The 24123-nt window shown below is 64.8% G+C and carries 20 protein-coding genes; 13 read left to right on the top strand and 7 right to left on the bottom strand.

Annotation, left to right across the window (positions count from 1 at the left end; all coding sequences use genetic code 11):
* Window positions 1-2 precede the first annotated feature (2 nt).
* The gene (moaE, locus tag VUG52_RS22510) at window positions 3-455 is read left to right on the top strand and encodes a molybdopterin synthase catalytic subunit MoaE (RefSeq protein ID WP_050703819.1); all 453 of its coding nucleotides are present in this window, start codon (window positions 3-5) and stop codon (window positions 453-455) included.
* Between the two features lie 154 nt (window positions 456-609).
* Here moaE and rhlB read toward each other — a convergent pair whose 3' ends face one another.
* Both rhlB and VUG52_RS22500 read right to left on the bottom strand, forming a co-directional pair.
* Window positions 610-2088, bottom strand: a complete 1479-nt coding sequence (gene rhlB / locus VUG52_RS22505) for an ATP-dependent RNA helicase RhlB (protein ID WP_331832100.1) — start codon at window positions 2086-2088, stop codon at window positions 610-612.
* Between the two features lie 92 nt (window positions 2089-2180).
* A complete protein-coding gene (locus VUG52_RS22500; RefSeq protein ID WP_331832099.1) occupies window positions 2181-2837 on the bottom strand; it encodes an alpha/beta hydrolase in 657 nt (218 codons plus the stop codon).
* 335 nt (window positions 2838-3172) lie between these two features.
* On the opposite strand from VUG52_RS22500, the gene VUG52_RS22495 reads away from it, so the two are divergent.
* The 4 genes from VUG52_RS22495 (at window position 3173) to VUG52_RS22480 (ending at window position 7330) form a co-directional block, all read left to right on the top strand.
* Window positions 3173-4201, top strand: coding sequence for an amino acid ABC transporter substrate-binding protein (locus VUG52_RS22495; RefSeq protein WP_023629381.1), 1029 nt, complete (start codon window positions 3173-3175; stop codon window positions 4199-4201).
* A 67-nt stretch (window positions 4202-4268) separates the two neighbouring features.
* The gene (locus tag VUG52_RS22490; protein ID WP_050703822.1) at window positions 4269-5447 is read left to right on the top strand and encodes an amino acid ABC transporter permease; all 1179 of its coding nucleotides are present in this window, start codon (window positions 4269-4271) and stop codon (window positions 5445-5447) included.
* Window positions 5448-5457: 10 nt separating this feature from the next.
* Window positions 5458-6555, top strand: a complete 1098-nt coding sequence (locus VUG52_RS22485; RefSeq protein ID WP_050703823.1) for an amino acid ABC transporter permease — start codon at window positions 5458-5460, stop codon at window positions 6553-6555.
* 10 nt (window positions 6556-6565) lie between these two features.
* The gene (locus VUG52_RS22480; protein WP_050703824.1) at window positions 6566-7330 is read left to right on the top strand and encodes an amino acid ABC transporter ATP-binding protein; all 765 of its coding nucleotides are present in this window, start codon (window positions 6566-6568) and stop codon (window positions 7328-7330) included.
* A 123-nt stretch (window positions 7331-7453) separates the two neighbouring features.
* Here the strand turns inward: VUG52_RS22480 and algW are convergent, their stop codons facing one another.
* On the bottom strand, window positions 7454-8614 hold the full coding sequence (gene algW, locus VUG52_RS22475) for a Do family serine endopeptidase AlgW (protein ID WP_050703825.1): 1161 nt from the start codon (window positions 8612-8614) through the stop codon (window positions 7454-7456).
* A gap of 268 nt (window positions 8615-8882) precedes the next feature.
* On the opposite strand from algW, the gene VUG52_RS22470 reads away from it, so the two are divergent.
* The 3 genes from VUG52_RS22470 (at window position 8883) to cysN (ending at window position 12758) form a co-directional block, all read left to right on the top strand.
* Window positions 8883-9641: a Nif3-like dinuclear metal center hexameric protein gene (locus tag VUG52_RS22470; protein WP_028689771.1), complete on the top strand. Its 759-nt coding sequence runs from the start codon at window positions 8883-8885 to the stop codon at window positions 9639-9641.
* Window positions 9642-9922: 281 nt separating this feature from the next.
* The gene (cysD, locus tag VUG52_RS22465; RefSeq protein ID WP_011535568.1) at window positions 9923-10840 is read left to right on the top strand and encodes a sulfate adenylyltransferase subunit CysD; all 918 of its coding nucleotides are present in this window, start codon (window positions 9923-9925) and stop codon (window positions 10838-10840) included.
* Between the two features lie 16 nt (window positions 10841-10856).
* Window positions 10857-12758 carry a sulfate adenylyltransferase subunit CysN gene (gene cysN, locus VUG52_RS22460; RefSeq protein WP_198745889.1) on the top strand — a complete coding sequence of 634 codons (1902 nt, stop codon included), beginning with the start codon at window positions 10857-10859 and terminating at the stop codon, window positions 12756-12758.
* 171 nt (window positions 12759-12929) lie between these two features.
* Here cysN and VUG52_RS22455 read toward each other — a convergent pair whose 3' ends face one another.
* Complete coding sequence (locus VUG52_RS22455; protein ID WP_028689769.1) at window positions 12930-13409, bottom strand: Lrp/AsnC family transcriptional regulator; 480 nt, start codon at window positions 13407-13409, stop codon at window positions 12930-12932.
* A 127-nt stretch (window positions 13410-13536) separates the two neighbouring features.
* On the opposite strand from VUG52_RS22455, the gene VUG52_RS22450 reads away from it, so the two are divergent.
* Both VUG52_RS22450 and mdeB read left to right on the top strand, forming a co-directional pair.
* Window positions 13537-14733, top strand: a complete 1197-nt coding sequence (locus VUG52_RS22450; protein WP_050703827.1) for a methionine gamma-lyase — start codon at window positions 13537-13539, stop codon at window positions 14731-14733.
* 24 nt (window positions 14734-14757) lie between these two features.
* Entirely contained in the window at window positions 14758-17448 is a 2691-nt protein-coding gene (gene mdeB, locus VUG52_RS22445) for an alpha-ketoglutarate dehydrogenase (RefSeq protein ID WP_331832098.1), read from the top strand.
* Window positions 17449-17725: 277 nt separating this feature from the next.
* Here the strand turns inward: mdeB and VUG52_RS22440 are convergent, their stop codons facing one another.
* Complete coding sequence (locus VUG52_RS22440) at window positions 17726-18163, bottom strand: YhcB family protein (protein ID WP_028689766.1); 438 nt, start codon at window positions 18161-18163, stop codon at window positions 17726-17728.
* A gap of 135 nt (window positions 18164-18298) precedes the next feature.
* On the opposite strand from VUG52_RS22440, the gene VUG52_RS22435 reads away from it, so the two are divergent.
* The 3 genes from VUG52_RS22435 to zapE all read left to right on the top strand — a co-directional run bounded on the left by VUG52_RS22435 (window position 18299) and on the right by zapE (window position 21628).
* Window positions 18299-18934 (top strand): alpha/beta hydrolase, encoded by a 636-nt coding sequence (locus VUG52_RS22435; RefSeq protein ID WP_331832096.1) that lies wholly within the window; start codon window positions 18299-18301, stop codon window positions 18932-18934.
* Between the two features lie 25 nt (window positions 18935-18959).
* Entirely contained in the window at window positions 18960-20309 is a 1350-nt protein-coding gene (locus tag VUG52_RS22430) for a tryptophan--tRNA ligase (RefSeq protein WP_262951550.1), read from the top strand.
* Between the two features lie 224 nt (window positions 20310-20533).
* A complete protein-coding gene (gene zapE, locus VUG52_RS22425) occupies window positions 20534-21628 on the top strand; it encodes a cell division protein ZapE (RefSeq protein ID WP_050703831.1) in 1095 nt (364 codons plus the stop codon).
* Window positions 21629-21746: 118 nt separating this feature from the next.
* On the opposite strand, the gene VUG52_RS22420 is transcribed toward zapE, so the two are convergent.
* Together VUG52_RS22420 and VUG52_RS22415 are read right to left on the bottom strand one after the other, a co-directional pair.
* Window positions 21747-22643, bottom strand: coding sequence for a GlxA family transcriptional regulator (locus tag VUG52_RS22420; RefSeq protein ID WP_167388431.1), 897 nt, complete (start codon window positions 22641-22643; stop codon window positions 21747-21749).
* Window positions 22644-22886: 243 nt separating this feature from the next.
* Window positions 22887-23927 carry an NADP(H)-dependent aldo-keto reductase gene (locus tag VUG52_RS22415; protein WP_331832095.1) on the bottom strand — a complete coding sequence of 347 codons (1041 nt, stop codon included), beginning with the start codon at window positions 23925-23927 and terminating at the stop codon, window positions 22887-22889.
* Window positions 23928-24123: the final 196 nt, after the last annotated feature.

Genomic DNA, 24123 nt, shown 5'->3' with positions numbered 1-24123 from the left:
TCGTGGCCGTACGTGTTCAGCAGGCGGCCTTCGACCCGGGCGTCGAGGTCAACGCCATGCACGCCGCCAATGTCGGCGTGGGCGCGGTGGTCGGTTTCGTCGGCTACGTGCGCGACTTCAACGATGGCCTGGACGTGGCCGGGATGTTCCTCGAGCACTACCCGGGGATGACCGAGAAGGCCCTGGCCAAGATCGTGGTCGAGGCCGAGCAGCGCTGGCCGTTGCTCAAGGTCGAGGTGCTGCACCGCATCGGCGCCCTGGAGCCGGGCGAGCCGATCGTCTTCGTCGGCGTGGCCAGCGCGCACCGCCAGGCGGCGTTCGATGCCTGCAACTTCATCATGGATTACCTGAAGACCCGGGCGCCGTTCTGGAAGAAGGAAAGCACTCAGGATGGGCCGCGCTGGGTGGAAGGGAAGCAGAGCGATCAGGATGCGGCGGGGCGCTGGGAGTCCTAGGGAAAGGCCGCTTTCTGTAGGAGCGGCCTTGTGCCGCGAAAGGGTCGCAAAGCGGCCCCAGGGTTTCAGCATTGATGCAGATATTGCTGGGGCCGCTGCGCGGCCCTTTCGCGGCACAAGGCCGCTCCTACAGGGAGGTAAGCGGCCTTGAAGATCAATGATGCTTGCGCGGCACCGGCTTCAGCAGCTCGTCCGGCGGCATTTCGCACTTGATCTTGCGCCCCAGCAGCTCCTCGATCGCCGGCAGCTGGTACGAATCGTCCTCGCCGGCAAAGCTGATCGACACACCACTGCTGCCCGCGCGACCGGTACGGCCGATGCGGTGCACGTAGTCGTCCGGATCTTCCGGCAGGGTGAAGTTGATCACGTGGCTGATGCCGTCGATATGGATGCCGCGCCCGGCCACGTCGGTGGCCACCAGCACGCTGATGCGCCCCTCGCGGAAATTCTCCAGGGTGCGGATGCGCTTGTGCTGCGGCACGTCGCCCGACAGCTGGGCGGCGTTGATGCCGTCGCGCACCAGTTTCTCCTCGATGCGCCGCACCTCGTCCTTGCGGTTGGCGAACACCATCACCCGTTCCCACTTGTTCTGCGTGACCAGGTTGTACAGCAGCTTGTACTTGTCGCTGCCGGCCACGGCGTAGACGTGCTGCTCGACGGTTTCGCTGGCCACGTTCTCCGGCTCGATCTCGACGATGGCCGGGTCGGTGGTCCACTGCTTGGCCAGGTTCATCACGTCATCGGTGAAGGTGGCCGAGAACAGCAGGGTCTGGCGCTCGCTCTTGGGCGGGGTCTGGCGGATGATCTGGCGGACCTGGGGGATGAAGCCCATGTCGAGCATGCGGTCGGCCTCGTCCAGCACCAGCACCTCGACCATGTCCAGGTGCACCTCGCCGCGCTGGTTGAAGTCCAGCAGGCGGCCGGGGGTGGCCACCAGGATGTCGCAGTGGCGGGCTTCCAGCGATTTCAGCTGCTTGTCGAAGTCCATGCCGCCGACGAAGCTCATCACGTTCAGGCCGCTGTACTTGGTCAGGGCCTGGGCATCCTTGGCGATCTGCACCACCAGCTCGCGGGTCGGGGCGATGATCAGTGCCCGCGGCTCGCCCATGTAGCGTTCCTTGGGCGGCGGCACCTGCTGCAGCTGCGAGATGATCGAGATCAGGAACGCGGCGGTCTTGCCGGTGCCGGTCTGGGCCCGGCCGATGGCGTCCTGGCCACGCAGGGTGTGGCCCAGGACCTGGGCCTGGATCGGCGTGCAGTAGGGGAAGCCGAGGTCGTGGATGGCGTGCATCAGCTCGTTGGAGAGCTTGAAGTCGTGGAAGCGGGTCTTGCCTTCCTGCGGCTCGACCACGAAGTCCTCGGGCTTCCACAGGCTGGCCTGGGGCTTGGGCTTGGGCTTGGGCTTGCGTTCGCGGCGCGGCTTGTCCCGGGCGGGCTGCTCGGCGCGCGGCTGCTCGGCGGGTTGGGGTTCGGCCTGTGATTTCGCAGCGGGCCTGGGCTTGGCGTGCTGGTGCGCTGGCGCCTTCTCGACAGCCGGTTGCGCGGCCGGTGCGGGCGGGGTCACGGCGACGGGCTCGGCGGCCTGCGGCGCGGCGTCTCCCTTGGCGAATATTTTCTTGAGTGCCTTGAGCACGGTCGTCTCGTCAACTGGTTAAGGAATGTACGCCGGGCAGTGTAATGCAAGAATCGGGCGCGGCGTAGTGCAATGCATGACGGGCTACAGGGTTACTGCAGCTGGCGGCCCAGCCATTCATGGATGTCGTTGAGTTCCTCGACCACCACTTCGTGCTCCATCGGGTACTCGTACCAGCGGGCGGCGACGCCCCAGGTGTTGAGGTACTCGAACGCGGTGCGGCCCATCGACGGGATCACCACCGGGTCGTGCACGCCGTGCAGGCACAGCGCCGGGGTGCGCTGCTGACAGGCGCTCAGCTGCTGGCCGTCGGTGAAGGTCGGTGCGTAGGTGGACAGGGCGATCACCCCGCCCAGGGCTTCCTGCCACTTTATATAGGCGGTGTGCAGCACCACCGCGCCGCCCTGGGAGAAACCGGCCAGGAAGATGCGCGACAGGCTGATGCCCTTGGCCTGCTCGTCCTTGATCAGCGCGATGACCTGTTCGGCGGACTCTTCCAACTGTGCTTCGTCGATGGCCCGCGCCGGGGTCATGGCCTTGATGTCGTACCAGCTGGGCATCTGGTAGCCACCGTTGATGGTCACCGGGCGGGTGGGGGCCTGGGGCATGATGAAGCGGGTGCTCAGCAGGCGTTCCTGGAGGAATTCGGCCACCGGTAGGAAGTCGTAACGGTCGGCCCCCAGGCCGTGCAACCAGATCACACAGGCGTCGGCGGGTTTCTGGGGTTCGAGGATCAACGGCTGGGTCATGACTGCTCCGAAAGAGTGCGTGCGTACGGATTGAGTGCGTAAAAAGAAGGCGATGACGGTTAATGCCAGAAAAGAATGTCGCAACTCTACAACTTTTCGTACTTGACGCCCGCTTAATCGCTTAAGCCTTCGACTGTGGTACGGCCTTTGCTATGTATCGGTTATGCGTAGGGGTGAGCCGCTGACGGTAACACCCCTCGTGTGGATAGAAGGCTGTCACAGAACAGCCCATTGCGCCAATTGACCCAAAAACAAGCCAACAAGGGGTCGGATGCGCCTCATAAGGGTGCGGTGCAATTCCGGCTCATACAACAAGAGCGATTTGGAGGTTGTTGATGAAGATGTTGAAAACCACCCTGGCAGTCCTGACCGCCGCCGCCGCGCTGGGCGCCACCAGCTTCGCCCAGGCCGGCGCCACCCTCGACGCGGTGAAGAAGAAGGGCTTCGTCCAGTGTGGCGTGAGCGATGGTCTTCCAGGCTTCTCCGTGCCGGACGCGCAAGGCAAGATCGTCGGCATCGACGCCGATGTGTGCCGCGCCGTGGCCGCCGCGGTCTTCGGCGACGCGACCAAGGTCAAGTTCAGCCAGCTCAACGCCAAGGAGCGCTTCACCGCGCTGCAGTCCGGCGAAGTCGACGTGCTGTCGCGCAACACCACCTGGACCAGCTCGCGCGATGCCGGGATGGGCCTGGTGTTCGCCGGCGTCACCTACTACGACGGCGTCGGCTTCCTCGCCAACAAGAAACTCGGCGTCTCCAGCGCCAAGGAACTCGACGGCGCGACCATCTGCATCCAGGCTGGTACCACCACCGAGCTGAACGTTTCCGACTACTTCCGCGCCAATGGCCTGAAGTACACCCCGATCACCTTCGACACTTCCGACGAAAGCGCCAAGTCGCTGGAGTCCGGCCGTTGCGACGTGCTGACCTCGGACAAGTCGCAGCTGTTCGCCCAGCGTTCCAAGCTGGCCGCGCCGACCGAGTACGTCGTGCTGCCGGAGACCATCTCCAAGGAACCACTGGGCCCGGTAGTGCGCAAGGGCGACGAGGAGTGGTTCAGCATCGTCAAGTGGACCCTGTTCGCCATGCTCAATGCCGAAGAGGCCGGCGTCACCTCGAAGAACGTCGAGGCCGAGGCCAAGTCCACCAAGAACCCTGACGTCGCCCGCCTGCTGGGCGCCGATGGCGAGTATGGCAAGGACCTCAAGCTGCCCAAGGACTGGGTAGTGCAGATCGTCAAGCAAGTCGGCAACTATGGCGAAGTGTTCGAGAAGAACCTGGGCCAGAGCACCGACCTGAAGATCGACCGTGGCATGAACGCCCTGTGGAACAACGGCGGCATCCAGTACGCGCCACCGGTGCGCTGATGGTTGCACCCCGCGGCGGCATCCTGCCGCCGCGGGTCGTTCGAATCCCTTCTTTTCGGGGCACTTCATGCAAAATCAAATCGGCGCACGGAAAGGGTTTTCCCTTAGTGATCCACGTGTGCGCGCGTGGCTGTTCCAGATCCTCACGGTGGTCTTCGTGGTGGGCCTGGGCTGGTACCTGTTCCACAATACGCAGACCAACTTGCAGCACCGGGGCATCACCTCGGGCTTCGATTTCCTCGAGCGCAGCGCCGGCTTCGGCATCGCCCAGCACCTGATCCCCTACGTGGAATCGGACAGCTACGCCCGGGTGTTCGTCATCGGCCTGCTCAACACCCTGCTGGTGACCTTCATCGGCATCATCCTGGCGACGCTGCTGGGCTTCATCATCGGCGTGGCGCGGCTGTCGCCGAACTGGATGATCAACAAGCTGGCAACGGTGTACGTGGAGACCTTCCGCAACATTCCGCCGCTGCTGCAGATCCTGTTCTGGTACTTCGCCGTGTTCCTGACCCTGCCGGGGCCACGGGGCAGCATCAACATCGACGATACCTTCTTCATCAGCAACCGCGGCCTGAACATGCCCGGCGCCTCGATGGCCGAGGGCTTCTGGCCGTTCGTCATCGCGCTGGCGCTGGCGATCGTCTCCATCGCGGTGATGGTGCGTTTCGCCAACAAGCGTTTCGACGAAACCGGCGAGCCGTTCCACAAGTTCTGGGTCGGCCTGCTGCTGTTCATCGGCATCCCCGGCGTCTGCGCGCTGCTGTTCGGCAGCCCGGTGCACTGGGAAGTGCCGCAGCTCAAGGGCTTCAACTTCGTCGGTGGCTGGGTGCTGATCCCCGAGCTGCTGGCGCTGACCCTGGCGCTGACCATCTACACCGCGGCGTTCATCGCCGAGATCGTGCGCTCCGGCATCCGTTCGGTCAGCCATGGCCAGACCGAGGCGGCCCGTTCGCTGGGCCTGCGCGAAGGCCCGACGCTGCGCAAGGTGATCATTCCCCAGGCGTTGCGGGTGATCATTCCGCCGCTGACCAGCCAGTACCTGAACCTGGCGAAGAACTCGTCGCTGGCCGCCGGTATCGGCTACCCGGAGATGGTCTCGCTGTTCGCCGGTACCGTGCTCAACCAGACCGGCCAGGCCATCGAGGTGATCGCCATCACCATGAGCGTCTATCTCGCCATCAGCATCAGCATTTCGCTGCTGATGAACTGGTACAACAAGCGCATTGCGCTGATCGAACGGTGAGGGTACATCCGTGACAGCCCATGTTTTCAAACCCGACATGCCGCCACCGGTGAAGACCGTTGGCGTGCTCGCCTGGATGCGGGCCAACCTGTTCTCCAGCTGGCTCAACACCCTGCTGACATTGTTCGCCCTGTACCTGGTCTGGCTGATCGTACCGCCGCTGGTGCAGTGGGCGTTCATCGACGCCAACTGGGTCGGCACCACCCGCGCCGACTGCACCAAGGAGGGCGCCTGCTGGGTGTTCATCCAGCAGCGCTTCGGCCAGTTCATGTACGGCTACTACCCGGCGGAACTGCGCTGGCGTGTCGACCTGACCGTGTGGCTCGCCGTGCTCGGCGCAGCGCCCTTGTTCATCAAGCGCTTCCCGCGCAAGGCCGTGTACGGCCTGGGCTTCCTGGTGCTGTACCCGATCCTCGCCTACATCCTGCTGCATGGCGGCGCGCTGGGCCTGGACACGGTGCCCACCAGCCAGTGGGGCGGCCTGATGCTGACCCTGGTGATCGCCACGGTCGGTATCGTCGGCGCCTTGCCGCTGGGCATCCTGCTGGCGCTGGGACGTCGCTCGAACATGCCGGCGGTGAAGGTGGTCTGCGTGACCTTTATCGAGTTCTGGCGCGGCGTGCCGCTGATCACCGTGCTGTTCATGTCGTCGGTGATGCTGCCGCTGTTCCTGCCCGAGGGCATGAGCTTCGACAAGCTGCTGCGGGCGATGATCGGCGTGATCCTGTTCCAGTCGGCGTACATCGCCGAGGTGGTGCGTGGCGGCCTGCAGGCCATCCCCAAGGGCCAGTACGAAGCCGCCGCGGCCATGGGCCTGGGCTACTGGCGGGCGATGGGCCTGGTGATCCTGCCCCAGGCGCTCAAGCTGGTGATCCCCGGCATCGTCAACACCTTCATCGCCCTGTTCAAGGACACCAGCCTGGTGATCATCATCGGCCTGTTCGACCTGCTCAACAGCGTCAAGCAGGCAGCGGCCGACCCGGCCTGGCTGGGCATGGCCACCGAGGGCTACGTGTTCGCCGCCCTGGTGTTCTGGATTTTCTGTTTCGGTATGTCCCGCTACTCCATGCACCTGGAGCGCAAGCTGGACACTGGCCACAAGCGTTAGGAGTTTCGAAATGAGTGAAGCGATCAAGCAGCCTGCCGGCCCCGAAGGCATCATCCAGATGCAGGGCGTGAACAAGTGGTACGGCCAGTTCCATGTGCTCAAGGACATCAACCTGAACGTGCGCCAGGGCGAGCGCATCGTCCTGTGCGGGCCGTCCGGCTCGGGCAAGTCGACCACCATCCGCTGCCTCAACCGGCTGGAGGAACACCAGCAGGGTCGCATCGTCGTCGACGGCGTGGAGCTGACCAACGACCTCAAGCAGATCGAGGCGATCCGCCGCGAGGTGGGCATGGTGTTCCAGCACTTCAACCTGTTCCCGCACCTGACCATCCTGGAGAACTGCACCCTGGCGCCGATGTGGGTGCGCAAGCTGCCGCGGCGCAAGGCCGAGGAAATCGCCATGCACTTCCTCGAGCGCGTGCGCATTCCGGAGCAGGCGCACAAGTACCCGGGGCAGTTGTCCGGTGGTCAGCAGCAGCGGGTGGCGATTGCCCGGGCGCTGTGCATGAAGCCGAAGATCATGCTGTTCGACGAGCCGACTTCGGCGCTGGACCCGGAGATGGTCAAGGAGGTGCTCGACACCATGGTCAGCCTGGCCGAGGACGGCATGACCATGCTCTGCGTGACCCACGAGATGGGCTTTGCCCGCACCGTGGCGAACCGGGTGATCTTCATGGACAAGGGGGAGATCGTCGAGCAGGCCGCGCCGGATGATTTCTTCGACCGGCCGCGCAGTGATCGGACCAAGCTGTTCCTGAGCCAGATCCTGCATTGATGCAGTCGGGGCCGCTTTGCGGCCCTTTCGCGGCACAAGGCCGCTCCTACAGGAACAACGCGATCCTTGTAGGAGCGGCCTTGTGCCGCGAAAGGGCTGCAAAGCAGCCCCAATCAAGCAATATCACTTCTCTTCTTTGGTGGCCACCGGCGCCGGCGGCGGTCGCAGCCCCACCTCGGCCACCAGCTTCAGCTGCTGCCCATTGCGCACCACCTCGATGGTGATCTTCTCGTTGGGCTTGATCCGCGCCACCTGATTCATCGATTTGCGCCCGTCACCGGCTGGCTCGCCGTTGATGCTCAGGATCACGTCACCCAGCTGCAGCCCCGCGCGCGCCGCCGGGCCATCGCGGAAGATGCCCGCCACGACGATCCCCGGGCGGCCTTGCATGCCGAACGATTCGGCCAGTTCCTGGCTCAGCGGCTGTACCTCGATGCCCAGCCAGCCACGGATCACCTGGCCGTGCTCGACGATCGACTTCATCACCTCCAGCGCCAGCTTGACCGGGATGGCGAAGCCGATGCCCTGGGAGCCGCCGGACTTGGAGAAGATAGCCGTGTTGATGCCCACCAGGTTGCCGTTGGCATCCACCAGCGCGCCGCCGGAGTTGCCCGGGTTGATTGCCGCGTCAGTCTGGATGAAGTCTTCGTAGTTGTTCAGGCCCAGCTGGTTGCGGCCGGTGGCGCTGATGATGCCCATGGTCACGGTCTGGCCGACGCCGAACGGGTTGCCGATGGCCAGGGTGACGTCGCCGATATGAATGCTGTCGGAGCGACCGATGGTGATCGCCGGCAGGTTCTTCAGGTCGATCTTGAGCACCGCCAGGTCGGTTTCCGGGTCGCTGCCGATCACCCGGGCGAGGGTCTCGCGGCCGTCCTTGAGGGCCACGACGATCTGATCGGCGCCGCTGGTGACGTGGTTGTTGGTCAGCAGATAGCCTTCCGGGCTCATGATCACCGCCGAGCCCAGGCTCGACTCCCAGCGCCGCTGCTTGGGCAGGTTGTCGCCGAAGAAGCGGCGGAACTGCGGGTCTTCGAACAGCGGGTGGGCGCTCTTGTTCACCACCTTGGTAGTGTACAGGTTGACCACCGCGGGCGCGGCCAGGGTCACTGCATCGGCGTAGGACACCGGGCCCTGCATGATCTTCGTGGTTTGCGGGGCCTGCTGCAGGTTGACGTCCTGGCTGGGCAGGCCGACCCATTGCGGGAAGCGCTGGATGATCAGGATGGCGATCAGCACGCCGGTGAGCAGGGGCCAGCCGAAGTAACGCAGAGCCTTGAACATGAATGAATCCTGGGAGTAGGGCGGGGGCCATGTCAGTTCGGCCCGGGGCGAGCGCGCGCGATCATACACGTGAAAAATCCGGACGGCGACGGTTGGTGTATCGCGGGGCAAGCCCGCTCCCACGCCTTTCGCGCACGGCGTGGGAGCGGGCTTGCCCCGCGAAGGGGAGTACCTGACAGCGGTTCCCCCGAAACCGGCGACGGCCCATAATGGCGGCCATTATAGGGCCTCGCGCCCTGTCGCAACGCCGAATTCGAGGAGATTTTTCATGGCCGTCGCCCTCAATACCCTGGTCGAGGAAGCCGAGCGCTACCTGGGCAGCGCGAAGATCCAGGACTACTGCCCCAACGGCCTGCAGGTCGAGGGCCGCCCCCAGGTCAGCCGTATCGTCAGCGGCGTGACCGCCAGCCAGGCGCTGCTGGACGCGGCGGTCGAGGCCGAGGCCGACCTGGTGCTGGTGCACCATGGCTACTTCTGGAAGGGCGAAAACCCGTGCATCACCGGGATCAAGCAGCGGCGCCTGAAGACCCTGCTCAAGCACGACATCAGCCTGCTGGCCTTCCACCTGCCGCTGGACGTGCACCCGGAAGTGGGCAACAACGTGCAGCTGGCGCGCCAGTTGGATATCACGGTCGAAGGCCCGCTGGACCCGAACAATCCCAAGGTGGTCGGCCTGGTCGGTTCGCTGGCGGAACCGGTGTCGGCGCGGGACTTCGCCCGTCGGGTACGCGAGGCGCTGGGGCGCGAGCCGTTGGTCGTCGAGGGTGAGCAGATGATCCGCCGGGTCGGCTGGTGCACCGGGGGCGGGCAGGGTTACATCGACACCGCCATCGCCGCCGGGGTCGACCTGTTCATCAGTGGCGAGGCCTCCGAGCAGACCTTCCACAGTGCCCGCGAGAACGGCGTGAGCTTCATCGCCGCCGGGCACCACGCCACCGAGCGCTATGGCGTGCAGGCGCTGGGGGACTACCTGGCGCGGCGGTTCGCGGTCGAGCACCTGTTCATCGATTGTCCGAATCCGATCTGATCCACCGCGGACGGCGGATACGGCTTCCTGTAGGAGCGGCCTTGCGCCGCGAAAGGGCTGCGAAGCAGCCCCAGGATTTCAGCGTTTATGCATAAATCGCCGGGGCTGCTTTGCAGCCCTTTCGCGGCACAAGGCCGCTCCTGCAGGGCCCAAACCCCCAGTCATATCGTTAGATTGTTTCGATCTAGGCAGCCTCCTAAATAGAATCAGGTGCTGTGATAAAGTGGCTCGCTCGAACACGGCCCGCAGGCCGTCCATAAGATCGTTTTTCGTGAGTAGCCATGGTCGACAATCTGACGCACTTGAAACAGCTGGAGGCGGAGAGCATCCACATCATCCGCGAGGTGGCCGCCGAGTTCGACAACCCGGTGATGCTGTACTCGATCGGCAAGGATTCCGCGGTCATGCTGCACCTGGCGCGCAAGGCGTTCTTCCCGGGCAAGCTGCCGTTCCCGGTGATGCACGTCGACACCCAGTGGAAGTTCCAGGAGATGTACCGCTTCCGCGACAAGATGGTCGAAGAGATGGGCCTGGAGCTGATCACCCACGTCAACCCCGAGGGTGTGGCGCAGGGCATCAACCCGTTCACCCATGGCAGCTCCAAGCACACCGACATCATGAAGACCCAGGGCCTGAAGCAGGCGCTGGACAAGCATGGCTTCGACGCCGCCTTCGGTGGCGCGCGCCGCGACGAAGAGAAGTCGCGGGCCAAGGAGCGCGTCTACTCGTTCCGTGACAGCAAGCACCGCTGGGACCCGAAGAACCAGCGCCCGGAGCTGTGGAACATCTACAACGGCAAGGTCAACAAGGGCGAGTCGATCCGCGTGTTCCCGCTGTCGAACTGGACCGAGCTGGACATCTGGCAGTACATCTACCTCGAAGGCATTCCGATCGTGCCGCTGTACTTCGCCGCCGAGCGCGAAGTGATCGAGAAGAACGGCACCCTGATCATGATCGACGACGAGCGCATCCTCGAGCACCTGAGCGACGAGGAAAAGGCGCGCATCGTCAAGAAGAAAGTGCGTTTCCGTACCCTGGGCTGCTACCCGCTGACGGGCGCGGTCGAGTCTGAAGCCGAGACCCTGACGGACATCATCCAGGAAATGCTCCTGACCCGAACGTCCGAGCGCCAGGGCCGCGTCATCGACCACGATGGCGCCGGTTCCATGGAAGACAAAAAACGCCAAGGCTACTTCTAATTTCAGGGTTTCCTCCATGTCGCACCAATCCGATTTGATCAGCGAGGACATCCTCGCCTACCTGGCCCAGCACGAGCGTAAAGAGCTGCTGCGCTTCCTCACCTGCGGCAACGTGGACGACGGCAAGAGCACCCTGATCGGGCGCCTGCTGCACGACTCGAAGATGATCTACGAGGACCACCTCGAGGCCATCACCCGCGACTCGAAAAAGTCCGGCACCACCGGCGAGGACGTCGACCTGGCGCTGCTGGTGGATGGCCTGCAGGCCGAGCGCGAGCAGGGCATCACCATCGATGTCGCCTACCGCTACTTCTCCACCGCCAAGCGCAAGTTCATCATCGCCGACACCCCGGGCCACGAGCAGTACACCCGCAACATGGCCACCGGCGCGTCCACGTGCGACCTGGCGATCATCCTGGTCGATGCCCGCTACGGCGTGCAGACCCAGACCCGCCGGCACAGCTATATCGCCTCGTTGCTGGGCATCAAGCACATCGTCGTCGCGGTCAACAAGATGGACCTCAAAGGCTTCGACGAGCAGGTCTTCGAGTCGATCAAGGCCGACTACCTGAAGTTCGCCGAGGGCATCAACCTCAAGCCATCGAGCCTGCACTTCGTGCCCATGTCGGCGCTCAAGGGCGACAACGTGGTCAACCGCAGCGAGCGTTCGCCGTGGTACACGGGCCCTGCGCTGATGGAGATCCTCGAAACCGTCGAGATCGCCGCCGACCGCAACGTCACCGACCTGCGCTTCCCGGTACAGTACGTCAACCGTCCGAACCTGAACTTCCGCGGCTTCGCCGGCACCATCGCCGGTGGCGTGGTGCACAAGGGTGACGAGATCGTCGTGCTGCCGTCGGGCAAGAGCAGCCGGGTCAAGTCCATCGTCACCTATGAAGGCGAGTTGGAGAACGCCGGCCCCGGCCAGGCCGTGACCCTGACCATGGAAGACGAGATCGACATCTCCCGTGGCGACTTGCTGGTGCATGCCGACAACGTACCGTCGGTCACCGACCAGTTCGACGCCATGCTGGTGTGGATGGCCGAGGAGCCGATGCTCCCGGGCAAGAAATACGACATCAAGCGCGCCACCAGCTACGTGCCGGGCTCGATTGCCAGCATCACCCACAAGGTCGATGTGAACACCCTGGAGCAAGGCGCCGCCAGCGCACTGCAGCTCAACGAGATCGGCCGGGTCAAGGTCGCGCTGGACAGCGCCATCGCCCTGGACGGCTATGAGAGCAACCGCACCACCGGCGCGTTCATCGTCATCGACCGCCTGACCAACGGCACCGTCGGCGCCGGCATGATCATCGCCCCGCCGGTACTGCCGCACGGCAGCACCGGTCAGCACGGCAAGCTGGCCCATGTGTCCACCGAGGAGCGTGCCCTGCGCTTCGGCCAGCAGCCGGCCACCGTGCTGTTCAGCGGCCTGTCCGGCGCTGGCAAGAGCACCCTGGCCTACGCCGTGGAGCGCAAGCTGTTCGACATGGGGCGTGCGGTCTATGTGCTCGATGGCCAGAACCTGCGCCACGACCTGAACAAGGGCCTGCCGCAGGACCGCGCCGGCCGCACCGAGAACTGGCGCCGCGCCGCCCATGTGGCGCGCCAGTTCAACGAGGCCGGCCTGCTGACCCTGGCAGCGTTCGTTGCCCCGGATGCCGAAGGCCGCGAGCAGGCCAAGGCGCTGATCGGCAAGGAGCGTCTGGTCACCGTCTATGTGCAGGCGTCGCCGCTGGTGTGCCGTGAGCGTGATCCACAGGGGCTGTACGCGGCCGGTGGCGACAACATTCCGGGCGAGAGCTTCCCGTTCGATGTGCCGTTGGATGCGGACCTGGTGATCGACACCCAGTCGGTCAGCGTCGATGAGGGTGTCAAGTTGGTGCTGGATGTGCTGCGTCAGCGCGGCGCGATCTGAGTAACCGCGTGATCTGAGAAACCCCGCTTCGGCGGGGTTTTTTGTTTGGATCGGGAGAGCTGGGGCTGCTGTGCAGCCCTTTCGCGGCACAAGGCCGCTCCTACAGAACTGCGCGGTCCCCTGTAGGAGCGGCCTTGTGCCGCGAATGGGGCGCAGCGCGCCCCCGGCTTGCTAGATATGTTTCTCCGAAACCGGAATCACCCGCCGCTCCTTCACCGCCTTGTACGAAAAGCTCGAATAGATCTCCTTCACCCCCGGCAACCGTTGCAGCACCTCCCGGGTGAACTCGCCGAACGACTCCAGGTCCCGCGCCAGGATCTCCAGCAAAAAGTCATAGCGCCCGGAGATGTTGTGGCAGGCGACGATCTCGGGAATCTCCATCAGCCGCTGCTCGAACGCCAGGGCCATCTCCTTGGTGTGCGAGTCCATCATGATGCTGACGAACGCGGTCACCCCGAAGCCCAGCGACTTGGGTGAAAGAATGGCCTGGTAGCCGGTGATGTAGCCGTTGTCCTCCAGCAGCTTGACCCGCCGCCAGCAGGGCGAGGTGGTCAAGGCGACCTGGTCGGCGAGTTCGGAGACGGTCAGGCGGGCGTTGTCCTGCAGGGCGGCGAGCAGGGCGCGGTCGGTACGGTCGAGAGCTGAAGGCATGTCTTGCCCTCCTGGTTCTGTTTTTGTTGTTTTTCTTTCAAAACTTGCGCAATTGCGTGGGCAAATTTGGAAAAAGCGCGGCAGCTTGGTGGCATAAGCTTATAACAAACCACAAGAGGCTGTTGCCATGCGCGACTCCAACAAGAACACCGGTTTCTCCACGCGGGCCATCCACCATGGCTATGACCCGCTGTCCCACGGCGGCGCCCTGGTGCCGCCGGTTTACCAGACCGCCACTTATGCCTTCCCCACCGTCGAGTACGGCGCCGCTTGCTTCGCGGGCGAGGAACCGGGGCATTTCTATAGCCGCATTTCCAATCCGACCCTGGCCCTGCTCGAGCAGCGCATGGCGTCCCTGGAAGGGGGCGAGGCCGGGTTGGCGCTGGCCTCCGGCATGGGTGCCATCACCGCCACGCTATGGACCCTGCTACGCCCCGGTGACGAGCTGATCGTCGGCAGCACCCTGTACGGCTGCACCTTCGCCTACCTGCACCACGGCATCGGCGAGTTCGGCGTGAAGATCCGCCATGTCGACCTCAACGACATCCCGGCACTGCAGGCCGCGATCACGCCGAAGACGCGGATGATCTATTTCGAAACCCCCGCCAACCCCAACATGCAGCTGGTGGATATCGCCGCGGTGGTCGATGCCGCCCGTGGCCATGATTTGAGCATCGTGGTCGACAACACCTACTGCACGCCCTACCTGCAACGCCCGCTGGAGTTGGGCGTGGACCTGGTGGTGCATTCGGCCACCAAGTACCTGTCCGGGCATGGCGACATCACCGCCGGTCTGGTGGTCGGGCGCAAGGCGCTGATTGACCGCATCCGCCTGGAAGGGCTCAAGGACATGACCGGCGCGGTGCTGTCGCCCCATGACGCGGCGCTGCTGATGCGCGGCATCAAGACCCTGGCCCTGCGCATGGACCGTCACTGCGCCAATGCCCAGCAGGTGGCCGAGTTCCTCGCCGAACAATCACAGGTCGAGCTGCTGCACTACCCGGGCCTGCCGTCCTTCCCGCAGTACGCGTTGGCCCAGCGGCAGATGCGCCTGCCGGGCGGCATGATCGCCTTCGAACTCAAGGGCGGGATCGAGGCCGGCCGTCGCTTCATGAACGCCCTGCAGCTGTTCAGCCGCGCGGTGAGCCTGGGCGATGCCGAGTCGCTGGCCCAGCACCCGGCGAGCATGACCCACTCCAGCTATACCCAGCAGGAGCGTGCCGAGCATGGCATCTCGGAAGGGCTGGTGCGCCTGTCGGTGGGGCTGGAAGACATCGACGACCTGCTCGCCGACATTGCCCAGGCCCTGAAGGCCTGCGCCTGAACCGCCACGGACGAGGCCTGCGCGATGGTAGCGATGATGAACCCGAACGAGCCGTTGACGGCCCTGGAAGCCGCCCTGGACAGTGACCCCGGGGAAACCGCCGAGTGGTGCGAGGCCCTGTCCTCGACCTTGGCCCATTGCGGCCCGGCGCGGGCGCGCTACCTGCTGCAGCGCCTGCAGGCCCATGCCCTGGAGCTGGGCCTGGAGCGTGAGGCCCAGGCCTTCTCGGCCTACCGCAACACCTTGCCGGTGGAGCAGCAGGGCAACTATCCGGGCGACCTGGAACTGGACGAGCGAATCACCGGCATCCTGCGTTGGAATGCCCTGGCCATGGTGGTGCGGGCCAATCATGCCTACGGCGAGCTGGGCGGGCATATCGCCAGCTATGCCTCGGCGGCGGAAATCTTCGAGGTCGGTTTCCAGCATTTCTTCCGTGGCGAGGGCGGCGGCGCGCAGCGCAGTGGCGATCTGGTGTTCTTCCAGCCGCACTCGGCGCCGGGCATCTATGCCCGCGCCTTCCTCGAGGGGCGCCTGAGCGAGGCGCAACTGGCCAACTATCGCCAGGAGGTCGCGGGCAACGGCCTGTGCTCCTATCCGCATCCCTGGCTGATGCCCGAATTCTGGCAGTTCCCCACCGGCTCCATGGGCATCGGCCCGCTCAATGCCATCTACCAGGCCCGGTTCATGCGCTACCTGCAGCACCGTGGCCTGCTCGACACCTCGGCGCGGCATGTGTGGGGCGTGTTCGGCGATGGCGAGATGGACGAGCCGGAGTCGATTGCCGGCCTGACCCTGGCCGCCCGCGAAGGCCTGGACAACCTGACCTTCATCGTCAACTGCAACCTGCAGCGCCTGGACGGCCCGGTGCGTGGCAACGGCCAGATCATCCAGGAACTCGAAGCGCTGTTCAGCGGCGCCGGCTGGAACGTGATCAAGGTGCTCTGGGGCTCGGAGTGGGACACGCTGTTCGCCCGGGATCATGAGCATGCGTTGCTGCGCCAGCTGGCGGCGACACCCGACGGGCAGTTCCAGACCCTCGGCGCCAAGGACGGCAGCTACAACCTCGAGCACTTCTTCAAGCAGAACCCGGCGCTGCAGCGCCTGGTGGCGCACATGAGCGCCGACGAGATCAACGCCCTCAAGCGTGGTGGCCACGATTTTCGCAAGCTGCATGCCGCCTATGCCGCGGCCAAGGCCTGCAAGGGCCGGCCGACGGTGATCCTGGCCAAGACCAAGAAAGGCTACGGCATGAGCAGTGCCGGTGAGTCGCGGATGACCGCGCACCAAGCCAAGAAGCTCGATGTGCAGGCGCTGCTGGCCTTCCGCGACCGCTTCCACCTGCCGCTGTCGGACGAGGAAGTGGAGCAGCTGCGCTTCTACCGTCCGCCCGCCGACAGCCCGGAGATGATCTACCTGCGCCAGCGCCGCGAGGCCCTGGGCGGGCCGCTGCCGGTGCGGCGCAGCGATTGCGCCGGCCTGCCCGTGCCAGACCTGGACAGCTTCGCCGGCTTCGCCCTGCGCGCCGAGGGCAAGGAGATGTCCACCACCATGGCCGCCGTGCGCCTGCTCGGCAACTGGCTCAAGGTGCCTGGGCTGGGGCCGCGGGTGGTGCCGATCGTCGCCGACGAGGCGCGGACCTTCGGCATGGCCAGTCTGTTCCGCCAGATCGGCATCTACTCGCCCCAGGGGCAACGCTACGAGCCGGAGGACGCCGGCTCGCTGCTGGTCTACAAGGAAGCGCGCGACGGCCAGTTGCTGGAGGAGGGCATCACCGAGGCCGGGGCGATCTCTTCGTGGATCGCGGCGGCGACTGCCTATGCGGTGCATGGCGAGGCGATGCTGCCGGTGTATATCTATTACTCGATGTTCGGTTTCCAGCGGGTCGGCGACCTGATCTGGGCCGCCGCCGACCAGCGCGCCCGCGGCCTGTTGCTCGGCGCCACCGCGGGGCGTACCACGCTGGGTGGCGAGGGGCTGCAGCACCAGGACGGCTCGAGCCTGGTCATGGCCTCCATGGTGCCCAACTGCCGCGCCTGGGACCCGTGCTTTGCCGGCGAGCTGGCGGTGATCCTCGACCATGCCGCACGGCGGATGCTGGTGGAGCAGCAGGATGAGTTCCACTACGTGGCGGTGATGAATGAAAACTACCCGCAGCCGTCGTTGCCCGAGGACGTGCACGAGGATGTGTTGCGAGGCATGTACCGGTTTGTCCGGCATGCGTCGGCAGCGCCTCGTGGCCAGGTGCGCTTGCTGGGCTCGGGCACCATCCTGCGCGAGGTGATCGCCGCCGGTGAGTTGCTGGCCAGTGATTGGCAGATCGACAGCGAAGTGTTCAGCGTTACCAGTTTCAGCGAGCTGGCGCGTGGGGCAAGGGATGCGCAGCGCCTGGCGATGGCCGGGGAACAGGGGGATTGCCACGTGCGTCGTTGCCTGCCTGGTGATGCCCCGGTGGTTGCGGCCAGCGACTATGTGCGTGCCTGGCCGCAGCTGATTGCCGAGTATGTGCAGGCGCCCTACATCACCCTGGGCACTGATGGTTTCGGGCGCAGCGATACGCGTCAGCAACTGCGGCGGTTCTTTGAGGTGGATCGGCACGCGGTGGTGCTGGCGGCGTTGTACGGGCTGGTGTGCCAGGGCGTGTTGCCGGCGGATGTGCTGGGACAGGCGAGGGCGCGGTATGGGATTGGTGAGGAGGGGGCAGCCTGGTATCGGTGAGCTGATCTGGGCCGGCCCTGTCGCGGGGCAAGCCCGCTCCCACGGAAAACATGACTCTGTGAGTTAGATGGAACAGCGTGGGAGCGGGCTTGCCCCGCGATCACCGGCGAAGCCGGTGCCATACACCACAGCAAGCCCGCTCCCCCGCTGGTGCAATTTGCGACGTTTCCCTGCACGCCAGCGCCGCTGAGAGATCTTCTACAGGTATTGAGTGATATGGCGGGTAGATCCTGCCCACAAAAAAGGCCTCTTTCGAGGCCTTCTTCATGTCATCGACTTAGCGCTTGAGCCCGTAGCTCTCGTCGAGCATGCCCGGCGAGTTCGGGGCCTTTGGTGCATAGTCGCGTGGCACCTCGGCGGTGTCCTTCGGCGGCGTCAGGCGATCACGCGGGCCTTGCGCGGCTTCCGAGTGCAGCGCGGCCAGCAGGCGCTGGCGGGTCAACTCGTCCAGGGCCAGGCGGTTGGCGCCGTCGGCCAGGTGGTCCTGGACGTCCTGGTAGCTCTGGGTCAGTTTCTTGACCAGCGAGGCAGTGCTGTTGAAGTGGGTCACCACTTCATTCTGGTAATTGTCGAAGCGCTGCTGGATGTCATCCAGCTGGCGTTGGGTGTTGCTCGGTGCCGCGTTGGGCAGCAGGCGGGCCAGCGCGAAACCGACGACGACGCCGACAACCAGGGCCAGGGTCGGCAGCAACCAAACAAGGAGCGAGTGTTCCACGAGTCCTTCCTCTATAAACGGCTTTGCTTTACGTTAACGGCTCAGACCTGCGCTGTATACCGCGAGCGATCGCAAATCAGAACAGAATTCCTCAGCTAGACGAGTCGACCCTCCTCGAGGTCACGGAGTAGTGCCTTGCTTATCCGCGAAACACCCTTGTTCATCGATGGCCCGAGCGGCCAGCTGGAAGCCTTGTACCTGGACGTGGCCGACGCCCGTGGCGCGGTGCTGATCTGCCACCCCAACCCGGTCCAGGGCGGCACCATGCTCAACAAGGTGGTGTCGACCCTGCAACGCACTGCCCGCGACGCCGGTTACATCACGTTGCGCTTCAACTATCGGGGTGTCGGCCAGAGCGCCGGCAGCCATGACATGGGCGCTGGTGAAGTGGCCGACGCCGAGGCCGCCGCCGCCTGGCTGCGCACGCAGCATCCCGAGCTGCCGCTGGTGCTGATGGGCTTCTCCTTCGGTGGTTTCGTCGCCGCCAGCCTGGCCGGGCGTCTGGAGGCCGAGGGCGTGGCACTGCAGCACCTGTTCATGATCGCCCCGGCGGTGATGCGCCTGACCGAGCAGTTCCCGCTGCCCGAACGCGTCACCCTCACGGTGGTGCAGCCGGACACCGACGAAGTGGTCGATCCGCAGCTGGTCTACGACTGGTCGAATGACCTGTCGCGCCCCCATGAGCTGCTGAAAGTGGCAGAATGCGGACACTTCTTCCATGGCAAGCTGACCGATCTGAAGGATCTGCTGCTGCCGCGCCTTTCGAACTGAGCCAAGCCTGAATAAGCGAACACCCATGACCACGCGCATCCTCACCGGTATCACCACCACCGGCACCCCGCACCTGGGCAACTACGCCGGCGCCATCCGCCCGGCCATCCTCGCCAGCCAGCAGCCCGGCGTCGACTCGTTCTACTTCCTGGCCGACTACCACGCCCTGATCAAGTGCGACGACCCGCAGCGCATCCAGCGCTCGCGCCTGGAAATCGCCGCCACCTGGCTGGCCGGTGGCCTGGATCCGAACAAGGTGACCTTCTACCGCCAGTCGGACATCCCCGAGATCCCCGAGCTGACCTGGCTGCTGACCTGCGTCGCCGCCAAGGGTCTGCTCAACCGCGCCCATGCCTACAAGGCCTCGGTGGACAAGAACGTCGAGGCCGGTGAAGACCCGGACGCCGGCGTGACCATGGGCCTGTTCAGCTATCCGGTGCTGATGGCCGCCGACATCCTGATGTTCAACGCCAACAAGGTGCCGGTCGGCCGCGACCAGATCCAGCACGTGGAAATGGCCCGCGACATCGGCCAGCGCTTCAACCACCTGTTCGGCCAGGGCAAGGACTTCTTCGCCCTGCCGGAAGCGGTGATCGAGGAGAGCGTCGCCACCCTGCCGGGCCTGGACGGGCGCAAGATGTCCAAGAGCTACGACAACACCATCCCGCTGTTCACCAGCGCCAAGGACATGAAGGACGCCATCTCGCGCATCGTCACCGACTCCAAGGCGCCGGGCGAGGCCAAGGATCCGGACAACGCGCACCTGTTCACCCTGTTCCAGGCCTTCTCCACGCCGGCGCAGTGCGCCGCGTTCCGCGAAGAGCTGGTGCAGGGCCTGGGCTGGGGCGAGGCCAAGCAGCGCCTGTTCCAGCTGCTCGACGGCCAGCTGGCCGAGAAGCGCGAGCACTATCACCAGCTGATCTCGCGCCCGTCGGACCTGGAGGACATTCTCCTGGCCGGTGCCGCCAAGGCCCGTAAGATCGCCACGCCGTTCCTCGAGCAGCTGCGCGAGGCGGTTGGCCTGCGTTCGTTCCGCACCACCGTGCAAGCCACCACTGAAGTGAAGAAGAAGGCTGCCAAGACTGCCCGCTTCGTCAGCTTCCGCGACGAGGACGGCAGCTTCCGCTTCCGCCTGCTGGCCGCCGATGGCGAGCAACTGCTGCTGTCGCGCAGCTTCGCCGATGGCAAGAGCGCCGGTGCGGTGAGCAAGCAACTGCAGCAAGGTGGCGAGGCCGATGTACGGGTCGAGGGCTTGAGCTTCAGCTTGTGGCTGGAGGGCGAGCAGGTTGCCGACGGGCCGCAGTTCGAGGCCGCCGAGGCCCGTGATGCGGCCATCGCAAGCCTGCGCGAGGCCCTGGCGCCACAGCAGGACTGAGCGCCCACCCTGTAGGAGCGGCCTTGTGCCGCGAAAGGGCCGCAAAGCGGCCCCGGCAATTCTGCATGAAGCGGAGATCCCGGGGCCGCTGCGCGGCCCTTTCGCGGCACAAGGCCGCTCCTACAGGTGCAGGTAATGAGTCAAGTGGTCGCATGTATCATTGCCATCAGGCGGGCCGGTCGCTACAGTGACGGCCCGTTTTTTGTTGCCTCGCTAACGAAATCATGACGCCCCTAGAACGATATCAAGCAGATCTGAAACGTCCCGACTTCTTCCATGACGCGGCGCAGGAAACTGCGGTGCGTCACCTGCAGCGCCTGTATGACGACCTGGTGCGCGCGCAGAACAACAAGCCGGGCATGTTCGGCAAGCTGTTCGGCAAGAAGGAGCAGACGCCGGTCAAGGGCCTGTATTTCTGGGGCGGGGTAGGGCGAGGCAAGACCTACCTGGTCGACACCTTCTATGAAGCGCTGCCGTTCAAGCAGAAGATGCGCACGCACTTCCACCGCTTCATGAAGCGCGTCCACGAGGAGATGAAGACCCTCAAGGGCGAGAAGAACCCGCTGACCATCATCGCCAAGCGCTTCAGCGAAGAGGCCAAGGTGATTTGCTTCGACGAGTTCTTCGTCTCCGACATCACCGATGCGATGATCCTCGGCACCCTGATGGAAGAGCTGTTCAAGAACGGCGTGTCGCTGGTGGCCACCTCCAACATCGTCCCCGACGGCCTGTACAAGGACGGCCTGCAGCGCGCGCGCTTCCTGCCGGCCATCGCCATGATCAAGCAGTACACCGACGTGGTGAACGTCGACAGCGGCGTGGACTACCGGTTGCGCCATCTGGAGCAGGCCGAACTGTTCCACTTCCCGCTCGACGCCGCAGCCCACGAGAGCTTGCGGGCGAGCTTCAAGGCGCTGACTCCGGAGTGCACCCAGGCCGTCGAGAACGATGTGCTGATAATCGAAAACCGCGAGATCCACGCCCTGCGCACCTGTGACGACGTCGCCTGGTTCGACTTCCGCGCCCTGTGCGATGGGCCGCGCAGCCAGAACGACTACATCGAACTGGGCAAGATCTTCCACGCTGTGCTGCTGAGCAATGTCGAGCAGATGGGCGTGACCACCGACGACATCGCCCGGCGCTTCATCAACATGGTCGACGAGTTCTACGACCGTAACGTGAAGCTGATCATCTCGGCGGAAGTGGAGCTGAAGGACCTGTATACCGGTGGACGCCTGAGCTTCGAGTTCCAGCGTACCCTGAGCCGGTTGCTGGAGATGCAGTCCCACGAGTTCCTGTCGCGGGCGCACAAGCCGTAAGAATCTGGGGCCGCTTTGCGGCCCTTTCGCGGCACAAGGCCGCTCCTACAGGAGTCACGCGATCCCTGTAGGAGCGGCCTTGTGCCGCGAAAGGGCTGCAAAGCAGCCCCGGCGATTTTCAGGCTTCCTGCATGAACTGCTGCCGATACTGGTTCGGCGACAGCTCGGTGTGCTGGCGGAACAGCCGGGCGAAGAAGCTCGCGTCGTCGTACCCCACCTCGTAGCTGATGGTCTTGATGCTCTTGCGCGTGCTCGACAGCAGGCCCTTGGCGGTCTCGATGCGTAGCCGCTGCAGATAGTGCAGCGGCTTGTCGCCGGTGGCGCTCTGGAAGCGGCGCATGAAGTTGCGGATGCTCATGCCGTGGTTGCGGGCCACGTCCTCGAAGCGGAACTTGTCGGCGAAGTGCTCCTCGAGCCAGTGCTGGATCTGCAGGATGATCAGGTCCTGGTGCAGCTTCTGGCCGCCGAAGCCCATGCGCCCCGGCGTGTAGCTGCGCTGCACCTCGTAGAGGATGTCGCGGGCCACGGCGCGGGCCACGTTGGCGCCGCAGAAACGCTCGATCAGGTAGATGTACAGGTCGCAGGCCGAGGTGGTGCCGCCGGCGCAGTACAGGTTGTCGGCGTCGGTCAGGTGCTTGTCCTGGTTCAGGCGGATCTTCGGGAAGCGCTCGGCGAAGCTGGCGAAGAAGCGCCAGTAGGTGGTTGCCTCCTTGCCATCGAGCAGCCCGGATTCGGCCAACCAGAACACGCCGCTGGCCTCGGCGCACAGCACCGCGCCGCGGGCATGCTGCTCGCGCAGCCAGGGCAGGACCTGGGGGTAGCGTTGCAGCAGGTTGTCGAAGTCGTCCCAGAAGGCCGGCAGGATGATCACGTCGGCGTCGTTCAGGCCGCTGTCGACCGGCAGCTGCACGTTGCTGAAGCTGTCCACGGGCAAGCCGTCCGGGCTCACCAGGCCGATCTCGAACATCGGCTGCAGGCCCAGGCCCAACTGCTTGCTGTAGCGCAGGCTGGCCAGGTGGAAGAAATCCTTGGCCTGCATCAGTGTCGAAGCGAACACTTTGTCCACGGCCAGGATGCTGACGCGCCGCAAGGACGCGGAGGGTTGGGTAAACATCATTGTCATTGTTCTTATAGGGTAGAGTGGTCAATCACCGGCTGGATCGTCTTATTTTTTGGCGATTGTGTCTACCCCGCCAAAGTACGATCTCCATCGCGGGGCAAGCCCGCTCCCACGCCTGCCCCGCGATGGGTTATTGGCTCAAGGCGCCGGGTTCGGTTGCTCCTGATGCACCGCCTCGATCGCCGCCAGCAGCTCATCGCCCAGGTTCAGCGCCTGGCTGTCGATATTGCTGCGCAACTGCTCGAGGCTGGTGGCGCCGATGATGTTGCTGGTCACGAACGGCTGGCGCGTCACGAAGGCCAGCGCCATCTGCGCCGGGTCCAGCCCGTGTTCACGGGCCAGCTGCACGTAGCGGCTGCAGGCAGCCACGGTCTGTGGGTTGGAGTAGCGGGCGAAGCGGCTGAACAGGGTCAGGCGGGCATTTGCCGGGCGGGCGCCGTTTTCATACTTGCCCGAGAGCATGCCGAAGGCCAGCGGCGAATAGGCCAGCAGGCCGCACTGCTCGCGGATCGCCACCTCCGCCAGGCCCACCTCGAAGCTGCGGTTGAGCAGGTTGTAGGGGTTCTGGATCGACACCGCCCGTGGCCAGCCGCGGGTCTCGGCCAGGTGCAGGAACTTCAGGGTGCCCCACGGGGTTTCGTTGGACAGGCCGATGTGGCGGATCTTGCCGGCGCGGACCTGGTCGTCGAGCACCTCCAGGGTTTCCTCCAGCGGGGTGAAGATATCCTGGGGCAGGTGCTGGTAGCCGAGCTTGCCGAAGAAGTTGGTGCTGCGCTCGGGCCAGTGCAGCTGGTACAGGTCGATGCGGTCGGTCCGCAGGCGCTTCAGGCTCGCGTCCAGGGCGGCGACGATGTGCTGGCGGTTGTGTTTGAGCTGGCCGTCGCGGATGTGGCTGATGCCATTGCCGGGGCCGGCGACCTTGCTGGCCAGGATCCAGTCGTCACGGTCGCCGTTGGCGGCGAACCAGTTGCCGATGATGCGCTCGGTGGCGGCGTAGGTTTCCGGGCGCGGTGGCACCGGGTACATCTCGGCGGTGTCGATGAAATTGATGCCCCGGGCCTTGGCCAGGGCGATCTGGGCGAAGGCCTGGTCCTGGGTGTTCTGCTCGCCCCAGGTCATGGTGCCCAGGCACAGGGCGCTGACGTTGAGGTCGGTACGGCCGAGCTTGCGGTATTGCATCGTGAAGACGCTCCATGGCAAAGAGGCCCATAAAAGCAGGTTGAAATTTTTCCTGCAATCTGGATAATTCGGCCCCTCTCCGTGTGGCGGAAGTGATGCACCACCATGCAGGGGAACCCTTGTCGAACATTGGCGTGCCCGACCCGAGCCCCCAAAAGCGTCAGCGTTCGGCTGCGCGCTTGCCCTTGGCAAGCTG

The sequence above is a fragment of the Pseudomonas sp. LH21 genome (genome assembly GCF_036549575.1).
Taxonomy (GTDB): domain Bacteria; phylum Pseudomonadota; class Gammaproteobacteria; order Pseudomonadales; family Pseudomonadaceae; genus Aquipseudomonas; species Aquipseudomonas peradeniyensis.
Note: the sequence above shows the minus strand (reverse complement) of the source record. Positions and strands in the feature narration are given on the sequence as shown.